Below are 25894 nucleotides of genomic sequence, written 5' to 3' on the forward strand. Positions count from 1 at the left end.
CTGTTCTTACCATTCACTGATCTGAAGAATATTGATCAACGTACAAGACGTTGCGCCCATGCGCTGACAGCATCTTCAATCAATGCATGGGCATGAATAAAAGCGGCCTTGCCTTGACGGTATGGATCTTGTATCTCTCGTTCGCTCTGCCATTTGCCGAGCAGAAAGACTTTGCCCCGCGCATGGGAGGCAATATTCAATACTTGGTTAACGTGTTGCTTTTCCATGACCAGAATCAGATCTGATTCATTGACGATGTCCGAGGTCAGTTGCCGCGCCCTGAAGCCTTCGGCGCTATGCCCGTGGTCTTCCAGAACCTGCCGCGCCGAAGCTTCAACGCCTTCTCCGACACGTGCCGCGAGGCCTGCGGAGGTCACCGAGATTGCTCCGGGGGCCAGCGCGTTACGCAGCAACAGTTCTGCGGTAGGACTTCGGCATATATTGCCAACGCAGACGACAAGGATCTTTTTAAACAAGGTTTACTTTCCTGTGTAATATCAAACTGCCAACATCTAGAGCGAACTTTAATGAACCCACTAGATCTTCCTGCACTCAGAAAATAGATTCACCCTGTTAGTACCGGAACACTAAGTACCACAGCGCTTAAAAGCCCCCCAACCAGAATTAGCGGACTAAAAATAACTGTGATTTTCACGCGAATTATTTCCGACAAAAAATAACATTCGCGCACTTCGCGCGATTGTTAGTTTCAAACAACAGACGCCCAGAGAACTATTCGCCGTTGTCATTCTCATTGGAGAGCAGACATGAAATCAGCCCGTCTCAAACGCCTCAGTGCCTCGCTGTTGTTGGCGCTCAGTGCCGCACCTCAAGTTCATGCCAGCGAACTGTTTCCCAACCTCCCCGCCAAGACCGTCGGAATCCAGGTCAAGATCCAGAACTTCTCCGCCGAGGATGCTGCCCATATCAAAGCCTCAGGCTTCAGTTTTGTGCGCTTCGGCGTATGGAGCGACAGTCTCAGCGCCAAGGCTTATCAGAAGCAGGTCAGCGATGCCTTTGCAGCCGCGCAATCCGCTGGCCTGCCGGTGTTGCTGACCGTGCGCGCGATCAAGCCGTTGACCCCGACACCCGACAACGTCGGTGAACTGACAAAGGCTGGCGAATCGTTCGCCACCGCACTGACAGGCCTGGAGAAAACCTACAGTTCACAACTGGTGGCGATCGAGATCTGGAACGAGCCCGACCTTGAAACCTACTGGCCAACGCGCAATTTCGCTACGACGTTCGTGCCGTTCATGAGCGCCGTGTGCAAATCGTTGCAGGCCACAGCGCAAACCACGCCAGTGGTCGGCTTCGGTTTTGCCCGGGCACCGACCGCAGGCTCTGCGTCAACGGTAGCGCTTAACGGGATCGTCAGTGAGTACCCGAAATGCCTCGACGCGATTTCCTATCACCCGTACGGCATGACGGCCACGCAAATCAGCAACGCACAGTCGTTTATCCAGCAAAACTTTCATCTGCCCGGGGTCATCAGCGAATGGGGCGTATCGGCGCTCAGCTCCAATGGCGGCATCGACGGGCAGGCCAGCAAGGTCAGCGCGTTTATCGCCGATGTGAAAAAGCTCAACATTGCGCTGACGTCGATCTACGAATGGCGCAACAGCGCATCTGGCAGTAACGAACGCGAGAAGAACTTCGGCCTGCTGACCACAGACGGGCAACCGAAACCGGCGAAAATGGCCGCCGCCACTCAGCTGAACATGCAGTAGCCCCTGTGCGACTGATCTGTACGCAGGTCAGTTGCTTTGAACCTGTCAGGGGTTTTGACGTCGTATTCATCGATACCGCGCCCCGCCTTTCAAACAATCGTTTTCAGGTTGTTGCCTCAGGGGCCATCGATCCACGCACGCGCCCTTGAGTGGCTGTCAGCGCTCGGGTAATGTCGTCAGACCCACAGGACAGAGCACACCCATGACTTCCAAGCTGGAACAACTTAAACAATTCACCACCGTTGTGGCCGACACCGGCGACCTCGAAGCGATCTCCCGAGTCAAACCGGTCGACGCCACCACCAACCCTTCCCTGCTGCTCAAAGCTTCGGCCATTCCTGGTTATGCCGAACTGCTGAATGCTTGCGTCAGCGACTGCAAGGGCGATGTTGGCCTGGCCAGCGACCGTTTCGGCGTTGCGGTGGGTCAGGAAATCCTCAAAGTAATCCCGGGCCGTATCTCCACCGAAGTGGACGCGCGCCTGTCGTTCGACAAGGACGCCGTGCTGAAACGTGCGCATCGCCTGATCGAGCTTTACGACAAGGCCGGCATTGGCCGTGACCGCGTGCTGATCAAGATTGCTTCGACCTGGGAAGGCATCCGTGCCGCCGAAGTACTGGAGAAGGAAGGCATTCAGACCAACCTGACCTTGTTGTTCTCCTTCGCCCAAGCGGCAGCTTGCGCCGATGCCGGTGTGTTCCTGATCTCGCCGTTCGTAGGCCGGATCTACGACTGGTACAAGAAGGCCAACGGCAACGACTACACCGGCGCCGACGATCCGGGTGTGCAGTCCGTAACGCGCATCTACAACTACTACAAGGCCAATGACTACAAGACCGTGGTCATGGGTGCGAGCTTCCGTAACCTCAACCAGATCGAGCAACTGGCTGGCTGCGACCGCCTGACCATCAGCCCGGACCTGATCGACAAACTGGCGGCCGACACTGGCAAGCTGGAGCGCAAACTGGCGCCAGGACACGCGGGTGAAGCGCGCCTGAGCCTCAATGAAGCGCAGTTCCGCTGGTTGTCCAACGAAGACGCGATGGCCACCGAGAAACTGGCTGAAGGCATTCGTCAGTTCGCCCGAGACCAGGAAAAGCTCGAGGCGTTGCTGCAGGCCAAGCTGTGATCTAGTTCGGCAAATGCAAAAAGGGCGAACCCTGGTGGGTTCGCCCTTTTTTGTGGCTGCTGGAAATTTGCGGTGTTCTTGCGCACGCTATCGCTAGCAGGCTAGCTCCCACAATGACTGGCTCGACACAAACTCACTGGGGGAGCTAGCCTGCTAGCGATGAGGCCCGATCGGCCCACATCACTTAATGGCGTTCGAGCGCATTCACCAGATCGTGAAACGCTTCACGATTGGAATCATTCAGGCCCATGAGGATCTTGTGCGCTTCCAGCACCTTGATCCGCACCACTTCTTCCGACTGATCCTGATCCGGCAAGTCATCAAGGCATTCCGGGCACGGTACGGGATGATTGACGATGTTGAACACCTGCTCGAAGCCCATCGATTGCAGCAGACGGGTGATGTCATCGTGGGTGGTTACCACGGTCGGCAGCAAACCAACCTTCTGCCGCGACAGGATCGACAGTTTGGCCAACAGGCCCAATGTCGTGCTGTCGATGCTGCGGGTTTCGGTCAAATCAATCACGATCGCGTTGAAATTCAGCGCGGTGAAGATTTTCTCAATAGTCGCATCCAACGCCGAACACAGGGTCAGGCGAACTTCACCAACGAACTTCAGGACGAAGGTGCCATCCTGCTCGGCGAACTGGATTCTACCGGTACTCATTAAAGATTCCTGCTCAACACCAACAGGGCGATATCATCCGGCATCTCCCCCAGCGTGGCCAATCCAAAAACTTGCCGCAGACCATCCAGGCTGCCGCCCGCCGACTTCACCCGTTGAGGCAAAGCGGCTTCTTTTTCTTTGAGCGTAGGTTCTGGCAATAGATCCAGAATGCCGTCAGACATCAGCGTCAGGCTGAACGTCGGCGGCAGCTCAAGCACGTGATCTTCGTAGGTGGCTTCATTGAAGAGGCCCACCGGCAGACCGCGTCCTTCGAGATATCGAACACTGTCAGGCGTGTACAACACAGGCAACGGCAGATGGCCGCCGATGCTATAGGTCAACAAACCGGTCTCCTCGTCGATGACTCCACCGACCATTGTGACGTGTTTACCCAGCTTACAACTGATCAGCCCCCGGTTGATATGACCAAGGACTTCCGAAGGCTTGAATTCAGGCAAAGTGCCGTTGCGCTTGGATTCGAACAGCAAGCGCGTGGTCATGAACTTCAGCAGCACGGTGACGAAGGCTGAAGAGGCGCCATGACCCGATACGTCCGCCAGATAAAACGCAACCCGGCGCTCGTCGACACGGAAATAGTCGACAAAATCACCCGACAGGTACAACGACGGGATGATCTGGTGGGCAAACTTGAACTCGTCGATGCTCCACGGGCTTTCCGGCAGCATGTTCATCTGCACCTGGCGACCGGCGTTCTGGTCTTCCTGGAGCAGGTTCAGGCTGGCTTCGAGCTCGCGGTTGGCCTTTTCGAGCTTCTCGCGGTAGCGCTGGTTTTCCAGCAGCAGGCGCGCACGATCCAGGGCCCGGCGCACAGAGTGCTCGAGCACAGCCAGATCTTCGAGAGGCTTGATCAGGTAATCCGCCGCGCCCAGGCGCAGCGCCTCGACCGCGTCGTTCATCACGCCGGCACCCGAAACCACGATCACCGGCGTTTGCGGTGACAGCTCGGTGACCTGACGGATGAGTTCGAGACCGCCCATCTGCGGCATGCGCAGATCGCAGATGACCAAGTCGGGCTTGTCTTGCTCGAATACCTGAAGACCCTGTTGGCCGTTGCTGGCCTGCAGGACGCTGAAACCACTGTCTTCCAAATAGGCCGCGAGGCTCGCGCGCACTACTTCGTCATCATCGATTATCAGCAGCGTGGCACTGGTTTTTGGCATGTGGGCAAACGGCGCCAGAATTAGGTTGGCGTAGTTGGCGGGGCAACGGCCCTGCGCAGACTACTGGATTCGCTTTCTAGCCTCTCTGCTGCACCGCTTTCGCGCGTTAGCTGCGTACACGGTTGCACCAGAGGTGCCCTTCTAAGGCGCAGACGGTACTCCCATCCGCTGGGCGTTTCAAGCATGCGCCGATGGTCGCTTGACGACTTTACTTGTCAAATCACCGAGAGTTATAAGAACTGCTCAAACCGTAACCCAATGGAAGGTCAGAACCATGAGTCAAACCGGTCGGGACTAAAGCGAAAAGCGCGATTTCATCCGCATGCGTGTCGATGCCGATGTCGTGTTGATTCATGAAGGGGATCAGGTCTCGGCCGTGTGCATCGACCTCTCCAGCAGCGGCATGCAGGTTGAAGCACCGCGCAGCTTCAAGGTGGGTGATCGTTTGTACGTGAGCATTGACTCCGAGCACTCGGCACTCAGCGGCCTTGAAGCCGAGACCGAAGTGGTTTGGGTCAAGGCTCAGGAGGGCGACAGCCAAAAGCTTGGCCTGAGCATCCTGAAGATGAAATAAGCGCACACAAAAAAGGCGACCCGAGGGTCGCCTTCTTTTTTCACCGGTCGAGATCAAAAATCGTCTTCGACCTGGCCGTCCTTCACCTTGAACTCGCGGTTCTGCAAGTAGGCGTTACGGATGAAAGTGTACTTGTCGCCGCTGATCAGCTTCTCGCTGGACAGCAGGCTGGCGCGGGTGTCGACGATGTTCAGGCCGAATATCGAGTTACGCACGGGCACATCGTTGATGTAGCGGTACATGCCGGTGAAGCCGTCGACATACTTGGACGGTGCGTCACGCAGGGTGCTCGGGCCCATCAGCGGCAGCATCACGTACGGGCCGCTGCCCACGCCCCAGTAACCGAGGGTCTGACCGAAGTCTTCGTCGCTGCGGGTCAGGCCCATGTGGGTGCCGACGTCGAAGAAGCCGAGCAGGCCGAATGTGGTGTTGAAGATCAGGCGTGCGGTGTCGACGCCAGCCGCAGCGGGTTTGGCCTGCAGAATGTTGTTCGCCAGGTTGGTGACGTCACCGACGTTACGGAACATGTTGTGGATGCCGTCTTCGACAAATTGCGGCGTCACGAACTCATAGCCCTGCGCCAAAGGCTTCAGCGCGTAGGTGTCGACGAAGTCGTTGAACTGGAAGATCGGACGGTTGACGCTTTCCCAAGGGTCTTCTTCCGTTGCCGCTTGAGTGGCGAACGGCGCCAGCACCAGGCCGGCATATACACAAAGCTGAGCGAGCGAAGGGCTCAAGCGCATAGAGAAACTCCTTGGATTTGTACTGGCACAGGCATCTCGACCTGGGCGGTAAGGCCGCTAGTATAAGCGCAAAAGTCCTTTTGAGCAGTCCGGGAATGCAGTGACTTGCAGGACGTTTTTCGAGCCCTCCATTCACACCGCCGTCATGCAACTGTCATCCACACGTTCTAGCCTCATGGATATTTCAGGGATGTTGCCATGTCACACGCCGAAACCTTGCCCGTCGCCGCGCCCGGCCTGAACGCCATACTGTTCGGACTCAGTGGTTGCCTGGTGGATTTCGGTGCCCGCGCCCGACAACAGAGCGTCGCCCTGCCCGAACATGCCGAGACCACACCGGGCGCGCTCGAAAGTCTGCAGAGCCTGCAGCGCCAGCACATTCCTTGCGCGTGGATCGACGACCTGCCCGCAGCCCTTGCGCAACCGCTATCGGCTGCCTTACCGGCGTGGATCAAGCCTGCGCAACATTCGGCAACAATCAATCCCTGGCCCGCTCCCAACGCCTGTTGGCAAGCGCTGATGGACTTGAACGTTGGCAGCCTGGACGGCTGCGTACTGGTCAGCGGCGAGCCTCGACTGCTGCAATCGGGTCTCAATGCCGGCTTATGGACAATCGGCCTGGCATCCTGCGGTTCACTGTGTGGTCTGGCGCCGGGCGAATGGCAAGCCTTGAGCCAAAAGGAACGGGAGCAGTTGCGCGGCAAAGCGACGATGCAGCTGTTCGGCCTTGGCGTGCACTCGGTGATCGATCATTTGGGCGAGCTGGAAACCTGTCTGGCGGACATCAGCCTGCGCCGCCTCAAAGGCGAAAAGCCCTGATCGGGATCATGCAGGGTGCTCGAGAGTGGATTAATCTAAAGGTCAGCCATAGACCTTTGGCGCGTGACTGCGGTCAATGCCAGTGCCTCTCGATAAAAAGGAAAACACCATGCCCGCTCAAGAACTTCAAAAACAGCTCGATACCCTGCGCGAGCAGTTGGATCAGAATCCGCCGCTGACTGAAGCCGAACGGGAAGATCTGCGTACGCTGATGCAGCAGATCCAGCTGGAGCTTGAACTTGAAACCAAGACCCAGGATGCCAGCCTCGCTGATGGCGTGAACCTGGCTGTCGAACGTTTTGAAGTCGAACACCCAGCCATTGCCGGTACCCTGCGCAACATCATCAATACACTGGGCAGCATGGGGATCTGATTCCCCCCGAAACGCAAAAAAAGCCCTGCCAGTGATGGCAGGGCTTTTTCATTTCCGGACTTGAAACACAGCCCCTGTGGGAGCGAGCCTGCTCGCGAAGGCGTCGTGTCAATCGACATCATCCTTGAATGACACACCGCATTCGCGAGCAGGCTCGCTCCCACACTGGATGTGCCACATTCCGGGAACTTATTGACGCACGAGCCGGTGGTTCGGCAGTTGTGCGCTTTCGGTGCTGCGGTACGGGTTGATGTCCAATCCACCACGACGCACGTAACGTGCAAATACCGTCAGTTTTTCTGGTTTCAACAAACGCTGCAGATCCAGGAAAATCCGCTCGACGCATTGCTCATGGAAGTCCGAGTGCTGACGGAAGCTGACGATGTATTCCAGCAGACTGGCGTGATCCAGCGCCGCGCCGCGATATTCCACCACTACACTGCCCCAGTCCGGCTGACTGGTCACCGGGCAATTGGACTTGAGCAGGTGACTGTGTACGCTCTCCTCGACGACGCGCGAATCATCGCAACGCAGCAGTTCCGGACGCGGGTGCTCATAGTTGCTGACGCTGATTTCCAGGTCATCAATGCACACACCCGGCAACGCCACGACGCCTTCAGCTTCGACTTCTTTCAGGCTGCGAACCCGCACGCCGACCGGTTTGCCGGCCGCTGCCGACAGATCCTTGACCAACGTCGCTTCCAGCGTGGCGCTATCGGCAAACGGCGTCTGGTTCAGCGAGTTCAAATAGAGCTTGAAGGACTTGGATTCGATGATATTCGGCGAATCCGCCGGAATGCTGAATTCGCCGATGGCCACCACCGGTTTGCCCGACGGCAGTAGCCACGACAGTTCGAAGCAGTTCCAGAAATCCACGCCTTTATACGGCAGGGTTTCGGCGGTCAGGCCCAGCTCCGCCCATTTAGCGGTGCGCGGAATCGGGAACAGCAAGGACGGTGTGTAGGTGGCGATGTATTCGCTGGATTTGCCCAGCGGCGAGTGTTCGGCTGCGGGATGCATGGCGGAAACCTGACTGAAGAATCAGCGGATTCTACCAGTCTTTGCCCGCACCTTTGAGTGCTTACTGACTGACAGTCAGTTTGCCGACCATACCGGCCTGATAATGGCCGGGGATGTTGCAGGCAAACTCCAGACCCGTCGCCTTGCTGAAGGTCCAGGTCAACTCAGCGGTTTTACCCGGTTCGACCAACACACTGTTCGGATCGTCATGCTTCATGCCATGGCCCATCGCCGCGTGATCCATGCCCGCCATGTCGTGGGACATTTCCTTCATGCCAGTAGGCGTAAGCATGCCGCTCTGCTGCATCTGCAACATTTCCTTCTGATGACTGGCATGCATCGCCGCGTCACCGAGGTTGAATTCATGCAGCAACTGGCCTTTATTCACCAGCACAAAGCGAACGGTCTCACCGGCCTCGACCTTGATAGCCTTTGGCTCGAACGACATATCACCCATCACCACTTCAATACTTCGGGTGGCTTTGCTTGCCGTGGCCGGTTGACCGAATTCGTAGGTGTGCCCTGCTCCGGCCGACACTGACGCGCTCAATACCAACAAACAAGCGGTCAACATCAGGGATTTGCGCGAAAACATGGTCGTACTCCAACAAGATAAGGTTCAGCCTGTGGGAAACTCTAGCCGGCCGGCGCTGGCATCTACCTGACAGGCAGATTACAACTTTGTCAGGTTAACGGCTGCTGCCTGCTCTCGCGGTATAAAGCTTTCGTTACTACACCCCGAATCACATTGAATCAACCCGAGTTGCCCATGAAACTGTTGATCGTCGAAGACCAAGCGAAAACCGGCCAATACTTGCGTCAGGGCCTGACCGAGGCCGGCTTCAACACCGAACTGGTGGCCGACGGCGACAGCGGCCAGCAACTAGCCTTGAGCGGTGATTACGCATTGCTGATCCTCGACGTGATGCTGCCCGGGCGTAATGGCTGGCGGATTCTGCAAACAGTGCGCAGTGCTGGCCTGGATACGCCGGTGCTTTTTCTGACAGCAAAAGACGCGGTGGAGGACAGGGTTCACGGCCTGGAGCTCGGCGCCGACGATTACCTGGTCAAACCGTTCGCCTTCTCCGAACTGCTGGCCAGGGTGCGTAGCCTGTTGCGTCGGGGCAGTGCCACACCGCAGGAAACCAGTCTGCAATTGGCCGATCTGCGTCTGGACCTGATCCGTCGCCGAGTCGAACGTCAGGGCCAGCGCATCGACCTGACCGCCAAGGAATTCGCCCTGCTGGAAATGCTTCTGCGCCGTCAGGGGGAAGTGCTGCCCAAATCGCTGATCGCCTCGCAGGTCTGGGACATGAATTTCGACAGCGACACCAACGTCATCGAAGTGGCGATTCGGCGCCTGCGCCTGAAGGTCGACGACGAATTCCCCAACAAACTGATCCACACCGTGCGCGGCATGGGTTATGTGCTTGAAGAGCGCCCAGCCTGATGCGCCGGTTGTCGTTGAGTTCACGCCTGGCCTTGTTGTTTGCTGCCTGCACCGCTGTGGTTTCACTGTTCGCCGGGGTGCTGTTCAACCGCGCCAGTGAGGCGCATTTCATTGAGCTCGACCAGCAATTGCTCGACGGCAAACTGATCGGCCTGCGCCGCGCCTTGCAGGATGTTCAGGCCGGTGAGGCTGAGGCACGGCTGGCGGACGAACTGAGCCGACAAGCCGATCTGTCGTTGCGCATCACTGGCGGTGACGGGCAACGCTGGTATGACAGCTCGATCAAGGTGCCAGATGTCTTGCCGCAACAATCCGGCCTGTCGACCGTGAGCAATAACGACACCGAGTACCGCGTGCTGAATGCCCCGCTCTACCCGGATAAACCCGACTCGCCAAAATTGACGCTGTTGCTGGACATCACCCATCACCAGCACTTTCTGCAACGCATGCAGCATCTGATCTGGCTGACCGTCGGGCTTTCGGCGCTGGCTACCGCGTTGCTCGGTGCCTGGGCCGCGCGCAGCGGCTTGCGCCCATTGCGGCGCATGAGTGCGGTGGCGCGTGGGATTTCGGCGCAATCGCTCAATGCCCGACTGTCGGAAGCGCAAATGCCTCCAGAGCTTGCGGAAATGGCCCACAGCTTCAACGCCATGCTCGCACGCCTCGACGACTCGTTTCAGAGGCTCTCGGCATTTTCGGCCGACATCGCCCATGAGCTGCGCACGCCACTGTCGAACCTGCTGACCCATACCCAGGTCACCCTCACCCGCCCGCGGCCGATCGAGGATTACCGCGAAGCGCTGCACAGCAACCTTGAAGAACTGCAATGGATGGCGCAACTGGTCAATGACATGTTGTATCTGGCCAAGGCTGATCACGGTTTGCTGATGCCCAAGCGTGAACCACTAACGTTGGCGGATGAAGCGGATGCGCTGTTGGAGTTTTTTGCGCCGTTGGCCGAGGACGCCGCAGTGACGTTGAGCCGTGAAGGCACTGCGCGAATCGAAGGTGACCGCAGCATGTTGCGCCGAGCGTTGTCGAATCTGCTGGATAACGCGCTGCGATTTACACCCGCCTCGGGAGAGGTTCGCTTGGCGATCCAGGATCTGCCGAATACTGTGCGTGTATCGGTCGAGAACACCGGGGACGGGATTTCAGCGCAGCTGTTGCCGCGATTGTTTGATCGTTTCTATCGGGCCGATCCGGCGCGGCAGGAAGGTAGCAGCGAACATGCGGGATTGGGATTGGCGATTACTCAATCGATCGTTCGGGCCCATGGTGGGCAGATTCATTGCGAATCGGATCGGGGCTGGACGCGGTTTGTGATTGAGTTGCCCAAAGAAGATTGAAACTGTAGGAGCTGCGGCACGCTGCGATCTTTTGATCTTAAAGATCAAGATCAAAAGATCGCAGCGTGCCGCAGCTCCTACAGTATTTCGCGTCAGTGCTTACGAATATCTCAGGGCGTGAGCCGGCTCGATCTTCGCCGCTCGCCACGCCGGATACAGCGTCGCGAGGAAGCTCAAGACAAACCCGGCGGAGCAGATCAGCAGCACATCACCACCCTGCAATTCAGACGGCAGATTGCTGACGAAATACACATCGGAGCTGAAGATGTGCTGCCCGCTCACTCGCTCGAACCAGCCGACCAGTTCACTGACATTCAGCGCCGCGATCACGCCCAGCACACCACCAATCAGCGTGCCGACAATGCCGATCACCGTGCCCTGCACCATGAAGATCGCCATGATCTGCCGGGGCGTGGCGCCGATGGTACGCAGGATCGCAATGTCCGCGCCCTTGTCGTTCACCACCATGATCAATGTGGCGATGATGTTGAACGCCGCCACCGCGACGATCATCAGCAGCAACAGGCCGATCATGGTTTTTTCCATCTTCATCGCACTGAACAGACTGCCCTGAGTGTGGGTCCAGTCGTCCGCCTTGAACTCGGCGCCAAGCCCGGCGGCGATGTCTGAAGACACTTTCGGCGCGGCGTACAAGTCTTTGACTGCCAGACGCACGCTCTGCACCTGATTCGGCTCCCAGCGCTGCATGGTCGCGGCATCGGCTACGTGAATCAGGCCCATCGAACCGTCCAGCTCGGCCCCCACCTTGAACACGCCGACCACGTTCAGCCGCTGCATTCGCGGGGTAATCCCGCCCGGCGCGGTGCTGACTTCCGGCACGATCAGGGTGATCTTGTCGCCGACATTCAGGCGGAAGCGGCGAGCGGTAATTTCACCAATGACCACGCCGAACTCACCTGGTTTCAGCGCGTCGAGACGGCCCTGAACAATGTGCTGGGCGACGATCGACACCTTGCCTTCCTGCGCCGGATCGACGCCGCTGATCTGGATTGGCTGCATCAAACCCTTGTAGGAGAGCATGCCTTCCATTTCAGTGAACGGCACGGCGGCAGTCACTTCGGGATTTTTCATGGCCGCGGCGGCTACCGGCTGCCAATCGTCAATCGGTTTGACGCCAACGATGGTTGCGTGCGGCACCATGCCGAGGATGCGCGAGCTCATTTCGCGCTGGAAGCCATTCATCACCGACAACACCACGATCATCGCCAGCACGCCGAGGGCGAGGCCGATCATCGAGGTCATCGAAATGAACGAAACAAAGCGATTGCGGCGCTTGGCGCGGGTATAGCGCGTGCCGATAAAGATCGATAACGGTCTGAACATTCGCTGGGGCACCGTATAAAAATAAAAGACCCGACGCCTTTTCAGACGCCGGGTTTCAACTCATCAGATGGGCGTCAGGCAACCGTTTTGCAGGTGCAGGACGCGATCCATCTGGCGAGCCAGGTTCATGTCGTGTGTCACCACCAGGAACGCCGTGCGCATCGAGGTGCTGAGTTCCAGCATCAAATCCTGAATGCCCTGGGCGGTGTGGGAGTCGAGGTTGCCGGTCGGCTCGTCGAGCATTACCAGCCCCGGCTTGTTCACCAGTGCGCGGGCAATCGCCACACGCTGGCGTTCACCGCCGGACAGTTCGGAGGGTTTGTGTTCCAGGCGATGGCCCAGCCCCACTCGCTCCAGCAGCGCGGTGGCGCGCTGACGCGCTTCCGGGATCGACGTCTTGCCGATCAGCAGCGGCATGCAGACGTTTTCCAGCGCGGTGAATTCCGGCAGCAAGTGGTGGAACTGGTAGACGAAGCCCAGCGAACGGTTACGCAGCAGACCGCGCTTCTTCTCGCTCAGCGCCGACAATTCTTCACCATCGAGCCAGACACTGCCCTGGGTCGGCGTGTCGAGGCCGCCCAGCAGGTTGAGCAAAGTACTTTTGCCCGAGCCCGAGGTGCCGACAATCGCCACACGCTCGCCCGGGTTCAACTCCAGTTGCAGACCGGCCAGCACTTCTACCGACTCCGGACCTTCCTCGTAGGATTTGCCCAGGTTGCGGCAGCTCAAGATTGCTTTTTCACTCATGCCCGACTCACTCATAACGTAACGCCTCCGCCGGCTGGGTGCGCGCGGCACGCCAGGCGGGATACAGGGTGGCGAGGAAACTCAAAACCAACGCAGCGGCGCAGACCATGATCACATCCTGGCTCTGCACCTGCGACGGAAGATAATCAATGAAATAAACGTCAGCATTAAGGAACTTGTGCCCGAGCAGCCCTTCGAGGGCCGAGATCGCAGCGCTGACGTTGAGCGCGGCGAGAATCCCGAGCACCGCGCCAATGGCTGTGCCGACCACACCGATGACCGTGCCTTGCACCATGAACGTACGCATGATCGTCCCCGGCGTAGCGCCGAGGGTGCGCAGAATGGCGATGTCGCCCTTCTTGTCGTTTACCACCATCACCAGCGTGGAAATGATGTTGAACGCCGCCACCGCAACGATCAGCAGCAACAGCAGACCGATCATGGCTTTTTCCATGCGGATCGCCTGATACAGATTGCCGTGGGTGCGGGTCCAGTCACGGGCGTAGAAACGGTCATCGCCAAGTTGCTGGGCGATGTTCCATGCCGCACGCGGTGCCTGAAACAGGTCGTCGAACTTCAGACGCAGGCCCTGCACCTGATCAGGCTTCCAGCGATGCATTTTCGCCAGATCCTGCAGGTTGGTGACGCCCAGATAACCGTCGAGCTCGCCGGCGCCGACATGGAAAATGCCGACCACGGTGAAGCGCTTCATGCGCGGGAACATCCCGGCCGGGGTCACGCTGACCTCCGGAGCGACGAAGGTGACCTTGTCACCGAGCCCCACGCCGAGCTTGGTCGCGGCCTTGTCGCCGATGACGATGCCGAAGCTGCCCGGCGTCAGGTCGTCGAGTTTGCCCTGCTTCATGAAGTTGTCGATGATCGACACATTGCGCTCGAGCGCAGGGTCGATGGCGTTGAGCAACACCTTGGAGACCTGACCGTTATTGGTCAGCAGGCCCTGCATCTGGGTGAACGGCGCGACGGCCGCCACCTGCGGGTTCTGTTTGACCTTGGTGGCCAGGCTTTGCCAATCGTTGATCGGATCAGTGGATTCAATGGTCGCGTGGGGCACCATGCCCAGCACGCGGGTGCGCATCTCATGATCGAAGCCATTCATCACCGAGAGCACCACGATCATCACGACCACGCCAAGGGCGAGCCCGATCATCGAAGTCAGGGAAATGAATGACACAAAATGATTGCGACGCTTTGCACGGGTATAACGCGTGCCGATAAATACGAAGAGAGGTCTGAACATGTCGGGGCTTGTTCGGAGGGAAAAGGAACGTCCTTGTGGCGGGGGTCGATAACCAGCTTTACACTCAGACCACCGCCGCTACCATGGGTTCGCCATGTCGACATTAGATGAAGAAGATCGCCGCGAATACTACCGTATCGAGGACACGATCGCACTGGAAATTCGGCCCCTGTCCGCTCCCGAAGCCGCAGGCCAGGAAGTGTTGCAGGATGCTTCCCCTCTATTCAACCTGCTCAGCGAGCTGCACCTGAGCGAATTCGAGTCGCAGCACCTGTTGCGCCAGATCAGCGAGCGCGATCGGGCCATCGCCGCGTTCCTGAAATCCCAGAACAAACGCATCGACCTGCTCAGCCAGGTGGTCGCCCTCACCGTGCTCGGCCACATCGGCGAGCCGCAACCGGTGATCATCTCCGAGGGCGGGATCGACTTCCAGCACCCGACGCCCATCGCAGCCGGTGCACACCTGTCGATCAAACTGGTGTTGATGCCCCAGGCGCTCGGCCTGTTGCTGCGCGCCCGTGTCACCCATTGCGAGCGCAAGGGTGAGGGTTATGACGTCGGGACCGAGTTCGAACACCTGACCGATGCCCAGCGCCAGCTACTTGCCCGCTATATCTTGCAGAAGCAGGCTCAGGAACGGCGTCTGGCCCGCGAACAGAACGAATCAGGCATTTAAATTAAGGAAGAACCGTGACCCTCATCTACGGCCACCGCGGCGCCAAGGGCGAAGCACCGGAAAACACACTGACCAGTTTTCAGGAATGTCTCAAGCACGGCGTGCGCCGCTGCGAACTGGATCTGCACCTGTCAAAGGATGGCGAGCTGATGGTCATCCACGACCCGACGCTCAAGCGCACCACCGACCGTCGCGGCAAGGTCGTCGAGCAGACTGCCGCCGATCTGGTGACATTTGATGCGCGTAAGGGCGGCCCTGGCTGGATCAAGCCGTGCCCTATTCCGACGCTGGAAGAGTTGTTCGAGAAGTGCGATTTCGAGCACTGGCAGCTCGAAGTCAAAAGTGCATCTCGCACCCGCGCTGCCACCACCGTGTTGGCGATTCGGGAAATGGCGCAACGCCACGGCTTGCTCGACAAGGTGACCATCACCTCGAGCTCGCGGGAAGTGTTGAAGGCTGCACTGGATCTGGTGCCGGATGTGTCGCGCGGTCTGGTCGCCGAGTACGCCTGGCTCGACCCGCTGAAGGTCGCGCAAAGCTACGGCTGCGAGATTCTGGCTTTGAACTGGACGCTGTGTACGCCTGAGCGCCTGCAAAAAGCGCAGCGTCAGGGCCTGCATGTGTCGGTGTGGACCGTCAACGAGCCTGCGCTGATGCGCAGACTCGCCGACTTCGGCGTTGACAGCCTGATTACAGACTTTCCCGGTTTGGCCACTGCCACGCTCGAGAATTGCTGAAATCGGTCTCCCCGGCCGGCTCAGGCCACCGGCCGGAGCCCGTCAAAAAAGCCGGTTGAGGCCGTCGTACGCCGCTACCCGATAGGCTTCAGCCATGGTCGGGTAGTTGAACGTGGTGTTGACGAAGTACTTCAGCGTGTTCAGCTCACCCGGCTGGTTCATGATCGCCTGACCGATGTGAACGATCTCCGACGCCTGATAACCGAAGCAGTGGACGCCCAGCACTTCCAGGGTTTCACGGTGGAACAGGATCTTCAGCATGCCTTGCGGCTCGCCGGCAATCTGCGCCCGCGCCATGCTCTTGAAGAACGCCTTGCCAACTTCGTACGGCACTTTGGCCTGGGTCAGTTCCTGCTCGTTCTTGCCGATCGAGCTGATCTCCGGAATGGTGTAGATACCGGTCGGCACGTCATTGACGAAGCGCCAGCTAGCGTTATCCACGATGCTGCCAGCGGCCGAACGGCCCTGGTCGTGAGCAGCGCTGGCCAGGCTCGGCCAGCCGATCACGTCGCCCGCGCCGTAGATGTTTGGCACGCAGGTGCGATAAGCCTCGTCGACTTCGATCTGGCCACGGCTGTTGACCTTGACGCCGATGTTTTCCAGACCCAACTGATCGGTGTTGCCGGTACGCCCGTTGCACCAGAGCAAGGCGTCGGCCTTGATCTTCTTGCCGGACTTCAGGTGCAGGATCACGCCGTTGTCGACGCCTTCAACGCGATCGTAATCTTCGTTGTGGCGCACGGTGATGTTGTTGTTGCTGAAGTGGTAGCTCAACGCCTGGGAGATTTCCGAGTCGAGGAAGCTCAGCAACTGACCGCGGTTGTCCACCAGCTCGACCAGCACGCCCAGACCACTGAAGATCGACGCGTATTCGCAGCCGATCACGCCGGCGCCGTAAACGATCAGTTTGCGCGGGGTGTGGCCGAGGCTGAGGATGGTGTCGCTATCGTAGATACGCGGGTGATGGAAATCGATGTCCGCCGGGCGATACGGGCGCGAACCGGTGGCGATGATGATGTGCTTGGCCACCAGTTTTTCGACCACGCCATTGGCGCAGACCACTTCAATGGTTTGCTCGTCGGCGAAGCTGCCGGTGCCGAAGAACACGTCGACACGGTTACGGGCGTAGTAGCCAGTGCGCGAGGCGACTTGTTTGGAAATGACTTTCTCGGCGCTTTTCAACACGTCCGGGAAGGAGAACCAGCGCGGCTCGCCGATGGCCCGGAACATAGGGTTGGTGTTGAACTGCATGATCTGCCGCACCGAGTGACGCAGTGCCTTGGACGGGATGGTGCCGAGGTGGGTGCAGTTGCCGCCGACCTGGCGACGGCTGTCGACCATCGCGACCTTGCGCCCTGCTTTGGCGGCGTTCATTGCCGCGCCTTCTCCTGCCGGGCCGGAACCCAGCACCACCACGTCGTAGTTGTAGACAGCCATGCGTACTCCTCAGAACAGGCCGCGGTGCCAGCAGCACCGGCGGCTAAATCACGCCGAACGGCGGCGTGAAGGAACAATTGGGGGTCAGTAAAGAACCCGGACACAGTCTATAGAAGCGTCAACGCCGCGCACATTAACCCTTGGTCGCGTCGTAGGCTACTTTTGCCTGCACTACAACGCCAGCTTTCGTATTGTTCTCAGTCAATTCTTTGCGCCCGAGAGCCGATCGAAAGCCTTGCTGGTGCGTATGACAAAACCTGTATCGGCACGAATGACAAAGAATGCACCAATGTCATGTTTTTCGGCATAGGCCCACGCCCTTTCAGGCCCGAGAATCAGCAACAGCGTCGATAGTCCATCGGCCATCAATGCTGAAGGATGAATGACCGTGACCGACGCCAGGTCGTGCAGGACGGGCGCGCCACTGCGGGCATCGAAGGTGTGGGAATAACGCCGACCGTCCTGCAGGAAATAGTTGCGGTAGTCACCCGAGGTGGAAACGCCATAGCCGTCGACGTTGATGATGCGCTCGGCGACCTGCTGATCGTCGCGAGGCGCTGCCAACGCAATGCGCCATGGCGAACCGTCAGGTTTTTTGCCCTTGGCCTTGAGCTCGCCAGTGGCCTCGGCGAGGTAATCGTGGATGCCCATGGCGTCGAGCCTGGCGGCAATCGTGTCAACGGCGTAACCGGCGGCGATACTGTTGAAGTCGACTTCGACGGCGGCGTCCTTGCACAACTGCTCGCCATCGATGCGCAAATGCTGATGACCGACGCCCTGCAACACCTGCGCCAACGCAGCGGCGCTCGGGACCTTTTCTTCGCGACCTTGCGGGCCGAAACCCCACAGATTCAGCAGTGGCTCCACGGTCAGGTCGTAGGAACCTTCGCTTTGCTCTGACAGCTGCTCGCCTACGCGGACCAACTCGAGGACAGGCGCGGGCATTCTCTGACAAGTATTGGCGGGAAACGCGTTGAAGCGCTCGATATCCGAGTCACTGCGATACGTGGACATTTGCCGCTCGATTTCGGCGAGGATGCCCTCCACTTCGCTGCGCACGCGCGCAGCATCCACCTGACCTGCATGACGCACGTACTTGATCGAATACGTGCTGCCCATGGTCGCGCCGCCAAAGTTTTCCAGGCTGTCGCCGTTGCCGCAGCCCGACAAAATAGCGGCCAGGACCACAAGCCCTCTGCACCGTCCAGTTAACAAATCTTCATCTCCCTGCAAAACCGCGGCGGCCATTATGGACTACAGAGCGCGCTCGCTCCGAAACGGATGCAACGCCTTCATACAAATTCAATAGTGAGAATCTGCAAATGTCCTCGACCACGGGCAACGGCAAAGCGATTTTTCGCGTTGTCAGCGGCAATTTCCTCGAAATGTTCGACTTCATGGTCTACGGCTTCTACGCCACGGCCATCGCCAAAACCTTCTTCCCAGCCGACAGCGCCTTCGCATCCCTGATGCTGTCGCTGGCCACGTTCGGCGCCGGCTTCCTGATGCGTCCATTGGGGGCGATTTTCCTCGGCGCTTACATCGACCGTCATGGCCGGCGCAAAGGCCTGATCATTACCTTGGCAATGATGGCCGCCGGCACCGTGCTGATTGCCTGCGTACCCGGCTATGCAACGCTTGGCGTGGCAGCACCGTTGCTGGTGCTGTTCGGACGCCTGCTGCAAGGCTTCTCGGCCGGTGTGGAACTGGGCGGCGTGTCGGTGTATCTGGCGGAAATCTCCACCCCCGGCCGCAAAGGCTTCTTCGTCAGTTGGCAGTCCGCCAGCCAACAGGCGGCCGTGGTATTCGCCGGCCTGCTCGGTGTCGGTCTCAATCACTGGCTAAGCCCCGAGGAAATGGGCGAATGGGGCTGGCGCGCGCCGTTTCTGATCGGCTGCATGATCGTACCGGTGATCTTCGTCATCCGTCGGTCGCTGGAGGAAACCCCGGAATTCCAGGCGCGTAAACATCGCCCTACCCTGCGCGAAATCGTCCGTTCGATCGGTCAGAACTTTGGCATTGTCATCGCCGGCATGGCGCTGGTTGTGATGACCACAGTGTCGTTCTACCTGATCACCGCCTACACCCCGACTTTCGGCAAATCCGAACTGCATCTGTCGGACCTGGACGCCTTGCTGGTGACGGTCTGCATCGGTCTGTCGAACTTCTTCTGGTTGCCGGTGATGGGGGCGGTGTCCGATAAGGTCGGACGTAAACCCCTACTGCTCGCGGCGACAATTCTGGCGATTCTGACGGCTTATCCGGCACTGTCGTGGCTGGTGGCGAACCCGAGTTTCAGCCATCTGCTGATCGTCGAGCTGTGGCTGTCGTTCCTGTACGGCTCTTATAACGGCGCGATGGTGGTGGCGCTCACGGAGATCATGCCGGTGGAAGTTCGTACGACCGGGTTCTCGTTGGCCTACAGCCTGGCGACGGCGACGTTTGGTGGTTTTACACCGGCAGCGTGCACTTATCTGATTCATGTGCTGGGTAACAAGGCTGCGCCGGGCATCTGGCTCACGGGTGCAGCGGTGTTGGGGTTGATTGCGACGCTGGTGTTGTTTCGTGGCAACAGGCATGAGCTGCGTACTGCGCAAGCGGCTGTGGTCGGTCACGCCTGACAGGACGCCATCGCTGGCAAGCCAGCTCCCACAAGAGTTTCGGGTGTGAATGCGATTGTGCAAGCTCTCAAGAAACCTGTGGGAGCTGGCTTGCCAGCGATGAGGCCGGTACAGGCAACAGAGATTTACAAGGCATAAAAAAACGCCCCGACCTAAGTCGGGGCGTTTTCATGTGCAGCCAAGGCTTAGCGCGGGAACGCAGGCGGGTTTACACCGGCCATGTCTTCCATCACGCGAACCACCTGGCAGCTGTAACCGAACTCGTTGTCGTACCAGACGTACAGAACAACGCGGTTATCCTGAGTGATGGTCGCTTCAGCGTCGACCACACCGGCGTGGCGCGAGCCAACGAAGTCGGTCGAAACCACTTCCTGCGAGTTGACGTAGTCGATTTGCTTATGCAGATCGGAGTGCAGCGCCATGTAGCGCAGGTACTCGTTCATTTCTTCACGGGTGGCGGCTTTCTCAAGGTTGAGGTTGAGAATGGCCATCGACACGTTCGGCGTTGGAACACGGATCGCGTTACCGGTCAGCTTGCCGGCCAGCTCAGGCAGAGCCTTGGCAGCAGCGGTGGCAGCACCGGTCTCGGTGATGACCATGTTCAGCGCGGCGCTACGGCCACGGCGATCGCCCTTGTGGAAGTTGTCGATCAGGTTCTGGTCGTTGGTGTACGAGTGAACGGTTTCGACGTGACCGTTGATGATGCCGAACTTGTCATTCACAGCCTTGAGCACCGGCACGATGGCGTTGGTGGTGCAGGAAGCGGCAGACACGATCTTGTCGTCAGCGGTAATTTCACCGTGGTTGATGCCGTGAACGATGTTCTTCAGCTTGCCTTTGCCAGGCGCGGTCAGAACAACGCGGTCGATACCCGGGCACGCCAGGTGTTGACCCAGGCCATCAGCGTCACGCCATACACCGGTGTTGTCCACCAGCAGCGCGTCTTTGATGCCGTACTGGGTGTAATCCACTTCAGTCGGGTTCTTCGCGTAGATCACCTGGATCAGGTTGCCGTTGGCGGTGATGGTGTTGTTTTCTTCGTCGATGGTGATGGTGCCGTTGAACGAACCATGGACCGAATCGCGACGCAGCAGGCTGGCGCGTTTGGTCAGGTCGTTGTCGGCGCCTTTACGCACGACGATGGCACGCAGACGCAGACCGTCGCCACCACCGGTTTTTTCGATCAGGATGCGCGCCAGCAGACGGCCGATTCGACCGAAGCCGTACAGCACAACGTCAGTGCCTTTGCGGGCCGAGGCGTTTTGCTGGCCAACCACATCAGCCATTTCTTCACGAACGAACTGCTCGGCGCTGCGGCCGTTGCCCTCGTTGCGGAATTTGAACGCCAACTTGCCCAGGTCTACCGAAGCCGCGCCGAGCTTGAGCTCGCTCATGGCTTTGAGCAGGGGGAATGTTTCGTGGACGGAGAGTTCGCTGTCGTCGGAAGAACGGTGGCGCGCAAAGCGGTGAGCTTTGAGAATCGCGATGACAGACTGGTTGATCAGGCTGCGGCCATAGATCGAGCTCACCACGTTGTTATTGCGGTAGAGCTGACCGATAAGCGGGATCATCGCTTCTGCGAGTGCTTCACGGTCGATCCATTCACCAAGACACTGGTCGGGCTTCTGAGTCACGGTAACCTTCCACATGTAGGGGCAGAAAAAAGGGGCTACATTATGCCGCTCAGAACCGCACGTAGCAATGCGCGCCTGTCGCGCAAACGCTAACAAATTTCCGTTCAAAAAAATTACGCCCTTCTCCAGCCCAGTAAATACGCGGCCTCCAGCACAGTCAATTTTTCGACGACTGTTAGACGATGTCTGTAACCCTCCGAAACACCACGCGGTTTCGGCACTACATAACCGCTAAAAAAGTGCTGGTTTTTATGGTTACCACTACATTTCACCCAAACATCGAAGATAGACACAGTCTGCAACTGACAGGCAGCATCGGACGCCGCTACAATTACCGACTTTGTCGCAACGCCTGGAGCTCAACCTTCCGTGCCTGTTCTGCGTCTACCGCTTCTCCCTGCTGCGGCAGGTAAACAGCATTGGGGCAATTTGCCCGGTGCCGCCCTCAGCCTGGCGATTGCCGAGGCTGCCAGCGCTGCCAAGCGCTTCACCCTGCTCCTGACCGCCGACAGCCAAAGTGCCGAACGGCTGGAACAGGAGCTGAGTTTCTTCGCCCCGGATTTGCCCGTCCTGCATTTTCCCGACTGGGAAACCCTGCCCTACGACCTGTTCTCGCCGCATCAGGACATCATTTCCCAGCGCATTGCCGCCTTATATAGGTTGCCGGAGCTGGCGCATGGCGTGCTGGTGGTGCCGATCACGACAGCACTGCATCGTCTGGCGCCGACCAAGTTCCTGCTCGGCAGCAGCCTGGTGCTGGATGTCGGCCAGAAGCTCGACGTCGAGCAAATGCGCTCGCGACTCGAAGCCAGCGGCTATCGCTATGTAGACACCGTCTACGAGCACGGCGAGTTCACCGTGCGCGGCGCATTGATCGATTTGTTCCCGATGGGCAGCAAGCTGCCCTATCGCATCGACCTGTTCGACGACGAAATCGAAACCCTGCGCACCTTCGATCCGGAAAACCAGCGCTCCATCGACAAGGTCGATTCGGTCAAGCTGCTGCCGGCCCGTGAGTTCCCGCTGCAGAAAGATGCGGTCACCCGCTTCAAGGCGCGTTTCCGCGAACGCTTTGACGTTGATTTCCGTCGCTGCCCGATCTTTCAGGATTTGAGCAGCGGTATCACACCGGCCGGTATCGAGTACTACTTGCCGCTGTTCTTTGACGAAACCTCGACCCTGTTCGATTACCTGCCCCAGGACACGCAAGTGTTCTCGCTGCCGGGCATCGAGCAAGCGGCGGAGAATTTCTGGAACGACGTACGCAATCGTTATGAAGAACGCCGCGTCGATCCTGCTCGTCCTTTATTGCCACCGGCGGAATTGTTCCTGCCGGTGGAAGATTGCTTTGCCAGGCTCAAGAGCTGGCCGCGCGTGGTCGCCAGCCAACAGGACGTAGAAGTCGGTGCAGGTCGCGAGCGCTTCCCGGCGCAAACGCTGCCGAATCTGGCGATCGAAGCCAAGGCCACGCAACCGCTGGCAGCGCTGGCAGGTTTCCTCGATGAATTCCCAGGACGCGTACTGTTCACGGCCGAATCGGCGGGCCGTCGCGAAGTACTGCTGGAGTTGCTCGAACGCCTGAAACTGCGACCAAAAACGGTCGACAGCTGGCCGGATTTCGTCGCGAGCAAGGATCGCCTGGCGATCACCATTGCGCCGCTCGACGAAGGCCTTTTGCTCGACGACCCGGCGCTGGCATTGGTCGCCGAAAGTCCGCTGTTCGGTCAGCGAGTCATGCAGCGTCGCCGTCGCGAGAAGCGCGCCGACGGCAACCACGACGCGGTGATCAAGAACCTCACCGAACTGCGCGAAGGCGCGCCGGTGGTGCACATCGATCACGGTGTCGGCCGCTACCTGGGCCTGACGATTCTGGAAATCGACGATCAGGCTGCAGAATTTCTCACCCTCGAATACGCCGAGAACGCCAAGCTCTATGTTCCGGTGGCCAACCTGCACTTGATCGCCCGCTACACCGGCAGCGACGATGCACTGGCCCCGCTACACCGCCTCGGCTCCGAGACCTGGCAGAAAGCCAAACGCAAAGCGGCCGAACAGGTGCGCGACGTTGCTGCCGAATTGCTCGACATCTATGCCCGCCGCGCCGCTCGCGAAGGTTATGCGTTCGCCGATCCGAAAGCCGATTACGCGACGTTCAGCGCCGGTTTCCCGTTCGAAGAAACGCCCGACCAGCAAACCACCATCGAAGCAGTGCGCGCCGACATGCTCGCGCCGAAACCGATGGATCGCCTGGTCTGCGGTGACGTGGGTTTCGGCAAGACCGAAGTGGCCATGCGCGCAGCGTTCATCGCTGTACACGGCGGCCGCCAGGTTGCGATTCTGGTGCCGACCACCCTGCTCGCCCAGCAGCATTACAACAGCTTCCGCGACCGCTTCGCCGACTGGCCAGTGAGCGTGGAAGTGATGAGCCGCTTCAAGTCCGCCAAGGAAGTGAACGCGGCGATTGCCGATCTGGCGGAAGGCAAGATCGACATCGTCATCGGCACGCACAAATTGCTGTCCGACGACGTGAAAATCAAAAACCTCGGGTTGGTGATCATCGACGAAGAGCACCGTTTTGGTGTGCGCCAGAAAGAACAGCTCAAGGCCTTGCGCAGCGAAGTCGACATTCTGACCCTGACGGCCACACCGATTCCGCGCACGCTGAACATGGCGGTGTCGGGCATGCGAGACCTGTCGATCATTGCCACGCCACCAGCGCGACGCCTATCGGTGCGCACCTTCGTCATGGAGCAGAACAAGAGCACGGTCAAAGAAGCCCTGCTCCGCGAACTGCTGCGTGGCGGTCAGGTTTATTACCTGCACAACGATGTGAAAACCATCGAGAAGTGCGCCGCCGATCTGGCCGAACTGGTTCCGGAAGCACGGATCGCCATCGGCCACGGACAGATGCGCGAGCGCGAACTTGAACAGGTGATGAGCGACTTCTATCACAAGCGTTTCAACGTGCTGATTGCCTCGACCATCATCGAGACCGGTATCGACGTACCGAGCGCCAACACCATCATCATCGAGCGCGCCGACAAGTTCGGTCTGGCGCAACTGCATCAGCTGCGTGGCCGCGTCGGTCGCAGTCACCACCAGGCTTATGCTTATCTGCTGACGCCGCCGCGCCAGCAGATCACTTCAGACGCGGAAAAGCGTCTGGAGGCGATTGCCAACACCCAGGACCTCGGTGCCGGTTTCGTGCTGGCCACCAACGACCTGGAAATCCGTGGCGCCGGCGAACTGCTCGGCGATGGCCAGAGTGGCCAGATTCAAGCCGTGGGTTTCACGCTGTACATGGAAATGCTTGAGCGCGCGGTGAAATCGATCCGCAAGGGCGAGCAACCGAATCTCGATCAACCGCTTGGCGGTGGCCCGGAAGTCAATCTGCGGGTACCGGCGCTGATTCCGGAAGACTATTTGCCGGACGTCCACGCCCGCCTGATCCTGTACAAGCGCATCGCGTCGGCCACCGACGAGGAAGGTCTGAAGGACCTGCAAGTCGAGATGATCGATCGTTTCGGCCTGCTGCCGGAGCCGACCAAGAATCTGGTGCGCATCACGGCGTTGAAGTTGCAGGCCGAAAAGCTGGGCATCAAGAAAGTCGACGGTGGCCCGCAGGGTGGACGCATTGAGTTTGAAGCGCAGACCCCAGTCGACCCGATGACCCTGATCAAACTGATTCAGAGCCAGCCAAAACGCTACAAATTCGAAGGCGCCACGATGTTCAAGTTCCAGGTGCCGATGGAGCGCCCGGAAGAGCGCTTTAATACTGTAGAGGCGCTGTTTGAGCGCCTCATCCCGAAAACTGCTTGAAGGACGCCGCATGCGCCTGTTTCGTTCACTGACTTTGCTACTCACCTTGGTAGCACCTTCGGCGTTTGCCGATGACCTGTATCAGGTCGAAATGATTCTGGTGCGCCAGAACGCTGTGCCGGCGATTGTCAGCCGCGCCGCGCCGGAAGACTGGGCCGCGGGCGCCCAGCGTTTGGGCGACGACAGCAAACGTACGCCGGCGCTGAACGACGTTGTCACCAAACTCACCGCCAGCGGCGAGTACAGCGTGTTGATGCACAAGGCCTGGCAGCAAACCCTCGGTGAGACGCCGGCAAAAGTCGCGGTCAGCGAAGGCAACGAGCAATTCGGTCAGTTCCCGATCGAGGGTACGCTTGAGATGAAACTCGGGCGCTTCACCGACGTGGCTGCGGATTTCTGGGTCAATCAGATCGACGCCAATGGCCTGGTCACTGCCAGTGAGCGCCTGAAACAGGACAGCCACACCAAAAACGGCCAGCTCAATTATCTCGATAACGGCCATCTGGCCCTGCTGATCAAGATCACTTCCCTGACCGCGCCTGCGCCACGGGAAGCGCCTGAAGTCGTTCCGGACTGATCGAAGTCC

The 25894-nt window shown here is 58.9% G+C and carries 23 protein-coding genes and 2 pseudogenes; 13 read left to right on the plus strand and 12 right to left on the minus strand.

Features of this window, described 5'->3' with window-relative positions:
• Nucleotides 1–35: 35 nt before the first annotated feature.
• Nucleotides 36–476, minus strand: coding sequence for a low molecular weight protein-tyrosine-phosphatase (locus H8B20_RS16565; RefSeq protein WP_042560138.1), 441 nt, complete (start codon nt 474–476; stop codon nt 36–38).
• Between the two features lie 291 nt (nt 477–767).
• On the opposite strand from H8B20_RS16565, the gene H8B20_RS16570 reads away from it, so the two are divergent.
• Nucleotides 768–1730: a cellulase family glycosylhydrolase gene (locus H8B20_RS16570; protein ID WP_210623900.1), complete on the plus strand. Its 963-nt coding sequence runs from the start codon at nt 768–770 to the stop codon at nt 1728–1730.
• A gap of 202 nt (nt 1731–1932) precedes the next feature.
• A complete protein-coding gene (gene tal, locus H8B20_RS16575; protein ID WP_200616759.1) occupies nt 1933–2859 on the plus strand; it encodes a transaldolase in 927 nt (308 codons plus the stop codon).
• 184 nt (nt 2860–3043) lie between these two features.
• On the opposite strand, the gene rssC is transcribed toward tal, so the two are convergent.
• Together rssC and rssB are read right to left on the minus strand one after the other, a co-directional pair.
• Nucleotides 3044–3526, minus strand: a complete 483-nt coding sequence (gene rssC / locus H8B20_RS16580; RefSeq protein ID WP_042560140.1) for an anti-sigma factor antagonist RssC — start codon at nt 3524–3526, stop codon at nt 3044–3046.
• Nucleotides 3526–4707 (minus strand): two-component system response regulator RssB, encoded by a 1182-nt coding sequence (gene rssB / locus H8B20_RS16585; RefSeq protein ID WP_047302218.1) that lies wholly within the window; start codon nt 4705–4707, stop codon nt 3526–3528. The genes rssC and rssB overlap by 1 nt, the downstream gene beginning before the upstream one ends.
• Nucleotides 4708–4981: 274 nt before the next feature.
• Between rssB and H8B20_RS16590 the strand changes: the two are divergent.
• Nucleotides 4982–5281, plus strand: a pseudogene (locus tag H8B20_RS16590) (PilZ domain-containing protein).
• Nucleotides 5282–5334: 53 nt separating this feature from the next.
• On the opposite strand, the gene H8B20_RS16595 reads toward H8B20_RS16590, so the two are convergent.
• Nucleotides 5335–6024, minus strand: a complete 690-nt coding sequence (locus H8B20_RS16595; protein WP_042560143.1) for an MlaA family lipoprotein — start codon at nt 6022–6024, stop codon at nt 5335–5337.
• A 198-nt stretch (nt 6025–6222) separates the two neighbouring features.
• On the opposite strand from H8B20_RS16595, the gene H8B20_RS16600 reads away from it, so the two are divergent.
• The 3 genes and pseudogenes from H8B20_RS16600 to H8B20_RS28135 all read left to right on the plus strand — a co-directional run.
• Nucleotides 6223–6843, plus strand: a complete 621-nt coding sequence (locus tag H8B20_RS16600) for an HAD superfamily inactivated hydrolase PcrP (RefSeq protein WP_210623901.1) — start codon at nt 6223–6225, stop codon at nt 6841–6843.
• A gap of 109 nt (nt 6844–6952) precedes the next feature.
• Nucleotides 6953–7216, plus strand: a complete 264-nt coding sequence (locus H8B20_RS16605) for a DUF4404 family protein (protein WP_042560145.1) — start codon at nt 6953–6955, stop codon at nt 7214–7216.
• Nucleotides 7217–7292: 76 nt separating this feature from the next.
• A pseudogene (locus H8B20_RS28135) lies at nt 7293–7379 on the plus strand (metal ABC transporter ATP-binding protein); the annotation flags it as partial.
• Nucleotides 7380–7405: 26 nt separating this feature from the next.
• Here the strand turns inward: H8B20_RS28135 and queF are convergent.
• Together queF and copI are read right to left on the minus strand one after the other, a co-directional pair.
• Nucleotides 7406–8236: an NADPH-dependent 7-cyano-7-deazaguanine reductase QueF gene (queF, locus tag H8B20_RS16610; RefSeq protein WP_042560146.1), complete on the minus strand. Its 831-nt coding sequence runs from the start codon at nt 8234–8236 to the stop codon at nt 7406–7408.
• Between the two features lie 61 nt (nt 8237–8297).
• Entirely contained in the window at nt 8298–8831 is a 534-nt protein-coding gene (gene copI / locus H8B20_RS16615; RefSeq protein ID WP_042560147.1) for a copper-resistant cuproprotein CopI, read from the minus strand.
• Nucleotides 8832–9005: 174 nt separating this feature from the next.
• Here copI and H8B20_RS16620 point away from each other — a divergent pair, with 174 nt between their 5' ends.
• Complete coding sequence (locus tag H8B20_RS16620; protein WP_210623902.1) at nt 9006–9686, plus strand: heavy metal response regulator transcription factor; 681 nt, start codon at nt 9006–9008, stop codon at nt 9684–9686.
• The gene (locus tag H8B20_RS16625; protein ID WP_210623903.1) at nt 9686–11035 is read left to right on the plus strand and encodes a heavy metal sensor histidine kinase; all 1350 of its coding nucleotides are present in this window, start codon (nt 9686–9688) and stop codon (nt 11033–11035) included. Before H8B20_RS16620 ends, H8B20_RS16625 begins: the two co-directional genes overlap by 1 nt.
• A 99-nt stretch (nt 11036–11134) precedes the next feature.
• Here H8B20_RS16625 and H8B20_RS16630 read toward each other — a convergent pair whose 3' ends face one another.
• The 3 genes from H8B20_RS16630 to H8B20_RS16640 all read right to left on the minus strand — a co-directional run bounded on the left by H8B20_RS16630 (nt 11135) and on the right by H8B20_RS16640 (nt 14384).
• A complete protein-coding gene (locus H8B20_RS16630) occupies nt 11135–12379 on the minus strand; it encodes a lipoprotein-releasing ABC transporter permease subunit (protein WP_042560151.1) in 1245 nt (414 codons plus the stop codon).
• A 63-nt stretch (nt 12380–12442) separates the two neighbouring features.
• Nucleotides 12443–13126: a lipoprotein-releasing ABC transporter ATP-binding protein LolD gene (lolD, locus tag H8B20_RS16635; RefSeq protein WP_164488114.1), complete on the minus strand. Its 684-nt coding sequence runs from the start codon at nt 13124–13126 to the stop codon at nt 12443–12445.
• Between the two features lie 7 nt (nt 13127–13133).
• Entirely contained in the window at nt 13134–14384 is a 1251-nt protein-coding gene (locus H8B20_RS16640) for a lipoprotein-releasing ABC transporter permease subunit (protein ID WP_042560153.1), read from the minus strand.
• Between the two features lie 94 nt (nt 14385–14478).
• Here H8B20_RS16640 and H8B20_RS16645 point away from each other — a divergent pair, with 94 nt between their 5' ends.
• Nucleotides 14479–15060, plus strand: coding sequence for a PilZ domain-containing protein (locus H8B20_RS16645; protein ID WP_047302229.1), 582 nt, complete (start codon nt 14479–14481; stop codon nt 15058–15060).
• 14 nt (nt 15061–15074) lie between these two features.
• Nucleotides 15075–15797 carry a glycerophosphodiester phosphodiesterase gene (locus H8B20_RS16650; protein ID WP_042560155.1) on the plus strand — a complete coding sequence of 241 codons (723 nt, stop codon included), beginning with the start codon at nt 15075–15077 and terminating at the stop codon, nt 15795–15797.
• Nucleotides 15798–15839: 42 nt separating this feature from the next.
• On the opposite strand, the gene sthA is transcribed toward H8B20_RS16650, so the two are convergent.
• Together sthA and H8B20_RS16660 are read right to left on the minus strand one after the other, a co-directional pair.
• Nucleotides 15840–17234, minus strand: a complete 1395-nt coding sequence (gene sthA / locus H8B20_RS16655; protein WP_042560156.1) for a Si-specific NAD(P)(+) transhydrogenase — start codon at nt 17232–17234, stop codon at nt 15840–15842.
• Nucleotides 17235–17435: 201 nt separating this feature from the next.
• On the minus strand, nt 17436–18482 hold the full coding sequence (locus tag H8B20_RS16660) for an FAD:protein FMN transferase (RefSeq protein ID WP_210623904.1): 1047 nt from the start codon (nt 18480–18482) through the stop codon (nt 17436–17438).
• 74 nt (nt 18483–18556) lie between these two features.
• Here H8B20_RS16660 and tcuC point away from each other — a divergent pair, with 74 nt between their 5' ends.
• Nucleotides 18557–19855: an MFS transporter gene (gene tcuC, locus H8B20_RS16665; protein WP_210623905.1), complete on the plus strand. Its 1299-nt coding sequence runs from the start codon at nt 18557–18559 to the stop codon at nt 19853–19855.
• Nucleotides 19856–20040: 185 nt separating this feature from the next.
• Here the strand turns inward: tcuC and H8B20_RS16670 are convergent, their stop codons facing one another.
• A complete protein-coding gene (locus H8B20_RS16670; RefSeq protein WP_210623906.1) occupies nt 20041–21504 on the minus strand; it encodes a glyceraldehyde-3-phosphate dehydrogenase in 1464 nt (487 codons plus the stop codon).
• Nucleotides 21505–21858: 354 nt separating this feature from the next.
• Here H8B20_RS16670 and mfd point away from each other — a divergent pair, with 354 nt between their 5' ends.
• Together mfd and H8B20_RS16680 are read left to right on the plus strand one after the other, a co-directional pair.
• Complete coding sequence (gene mfd, locus H8B20_RS16675) at nt 21859–25308, plus strand: transcription-repair coupling factor (RefSeq protein ID WP_210623907.1); 3450 nt, start codon at nt 21859–21861, stop codon at nt 25306–25308.
• Between the two features lie 10 nt (nt 25309–25318).
• Nucleotides 25319–25885 carry a CsiV family protein gene (locus tag H8B20_RS16680; protein WP_210623908.1) on the plus strand — a complete coding sequence of 189 codons (567 nt, stop codon included), beginning with the start codon at nt 25319–25321 and terminating at the stop codon, nt 25883–25885.
• Nucleotides 25886–25894: the final 9 nt, after the last annotated feature.

It is taken from the genome of Pseudomonas sp. P42, from assembly GCF_017973755.1.
Classification (GTDB): domain Bacteria; phylum Pseudomonadota; class Gammaproteobacteria; order Pseudomonadales; family Pseudomonadaceae; genus Aquipseudomonas; species Aquipseudomonas iridis.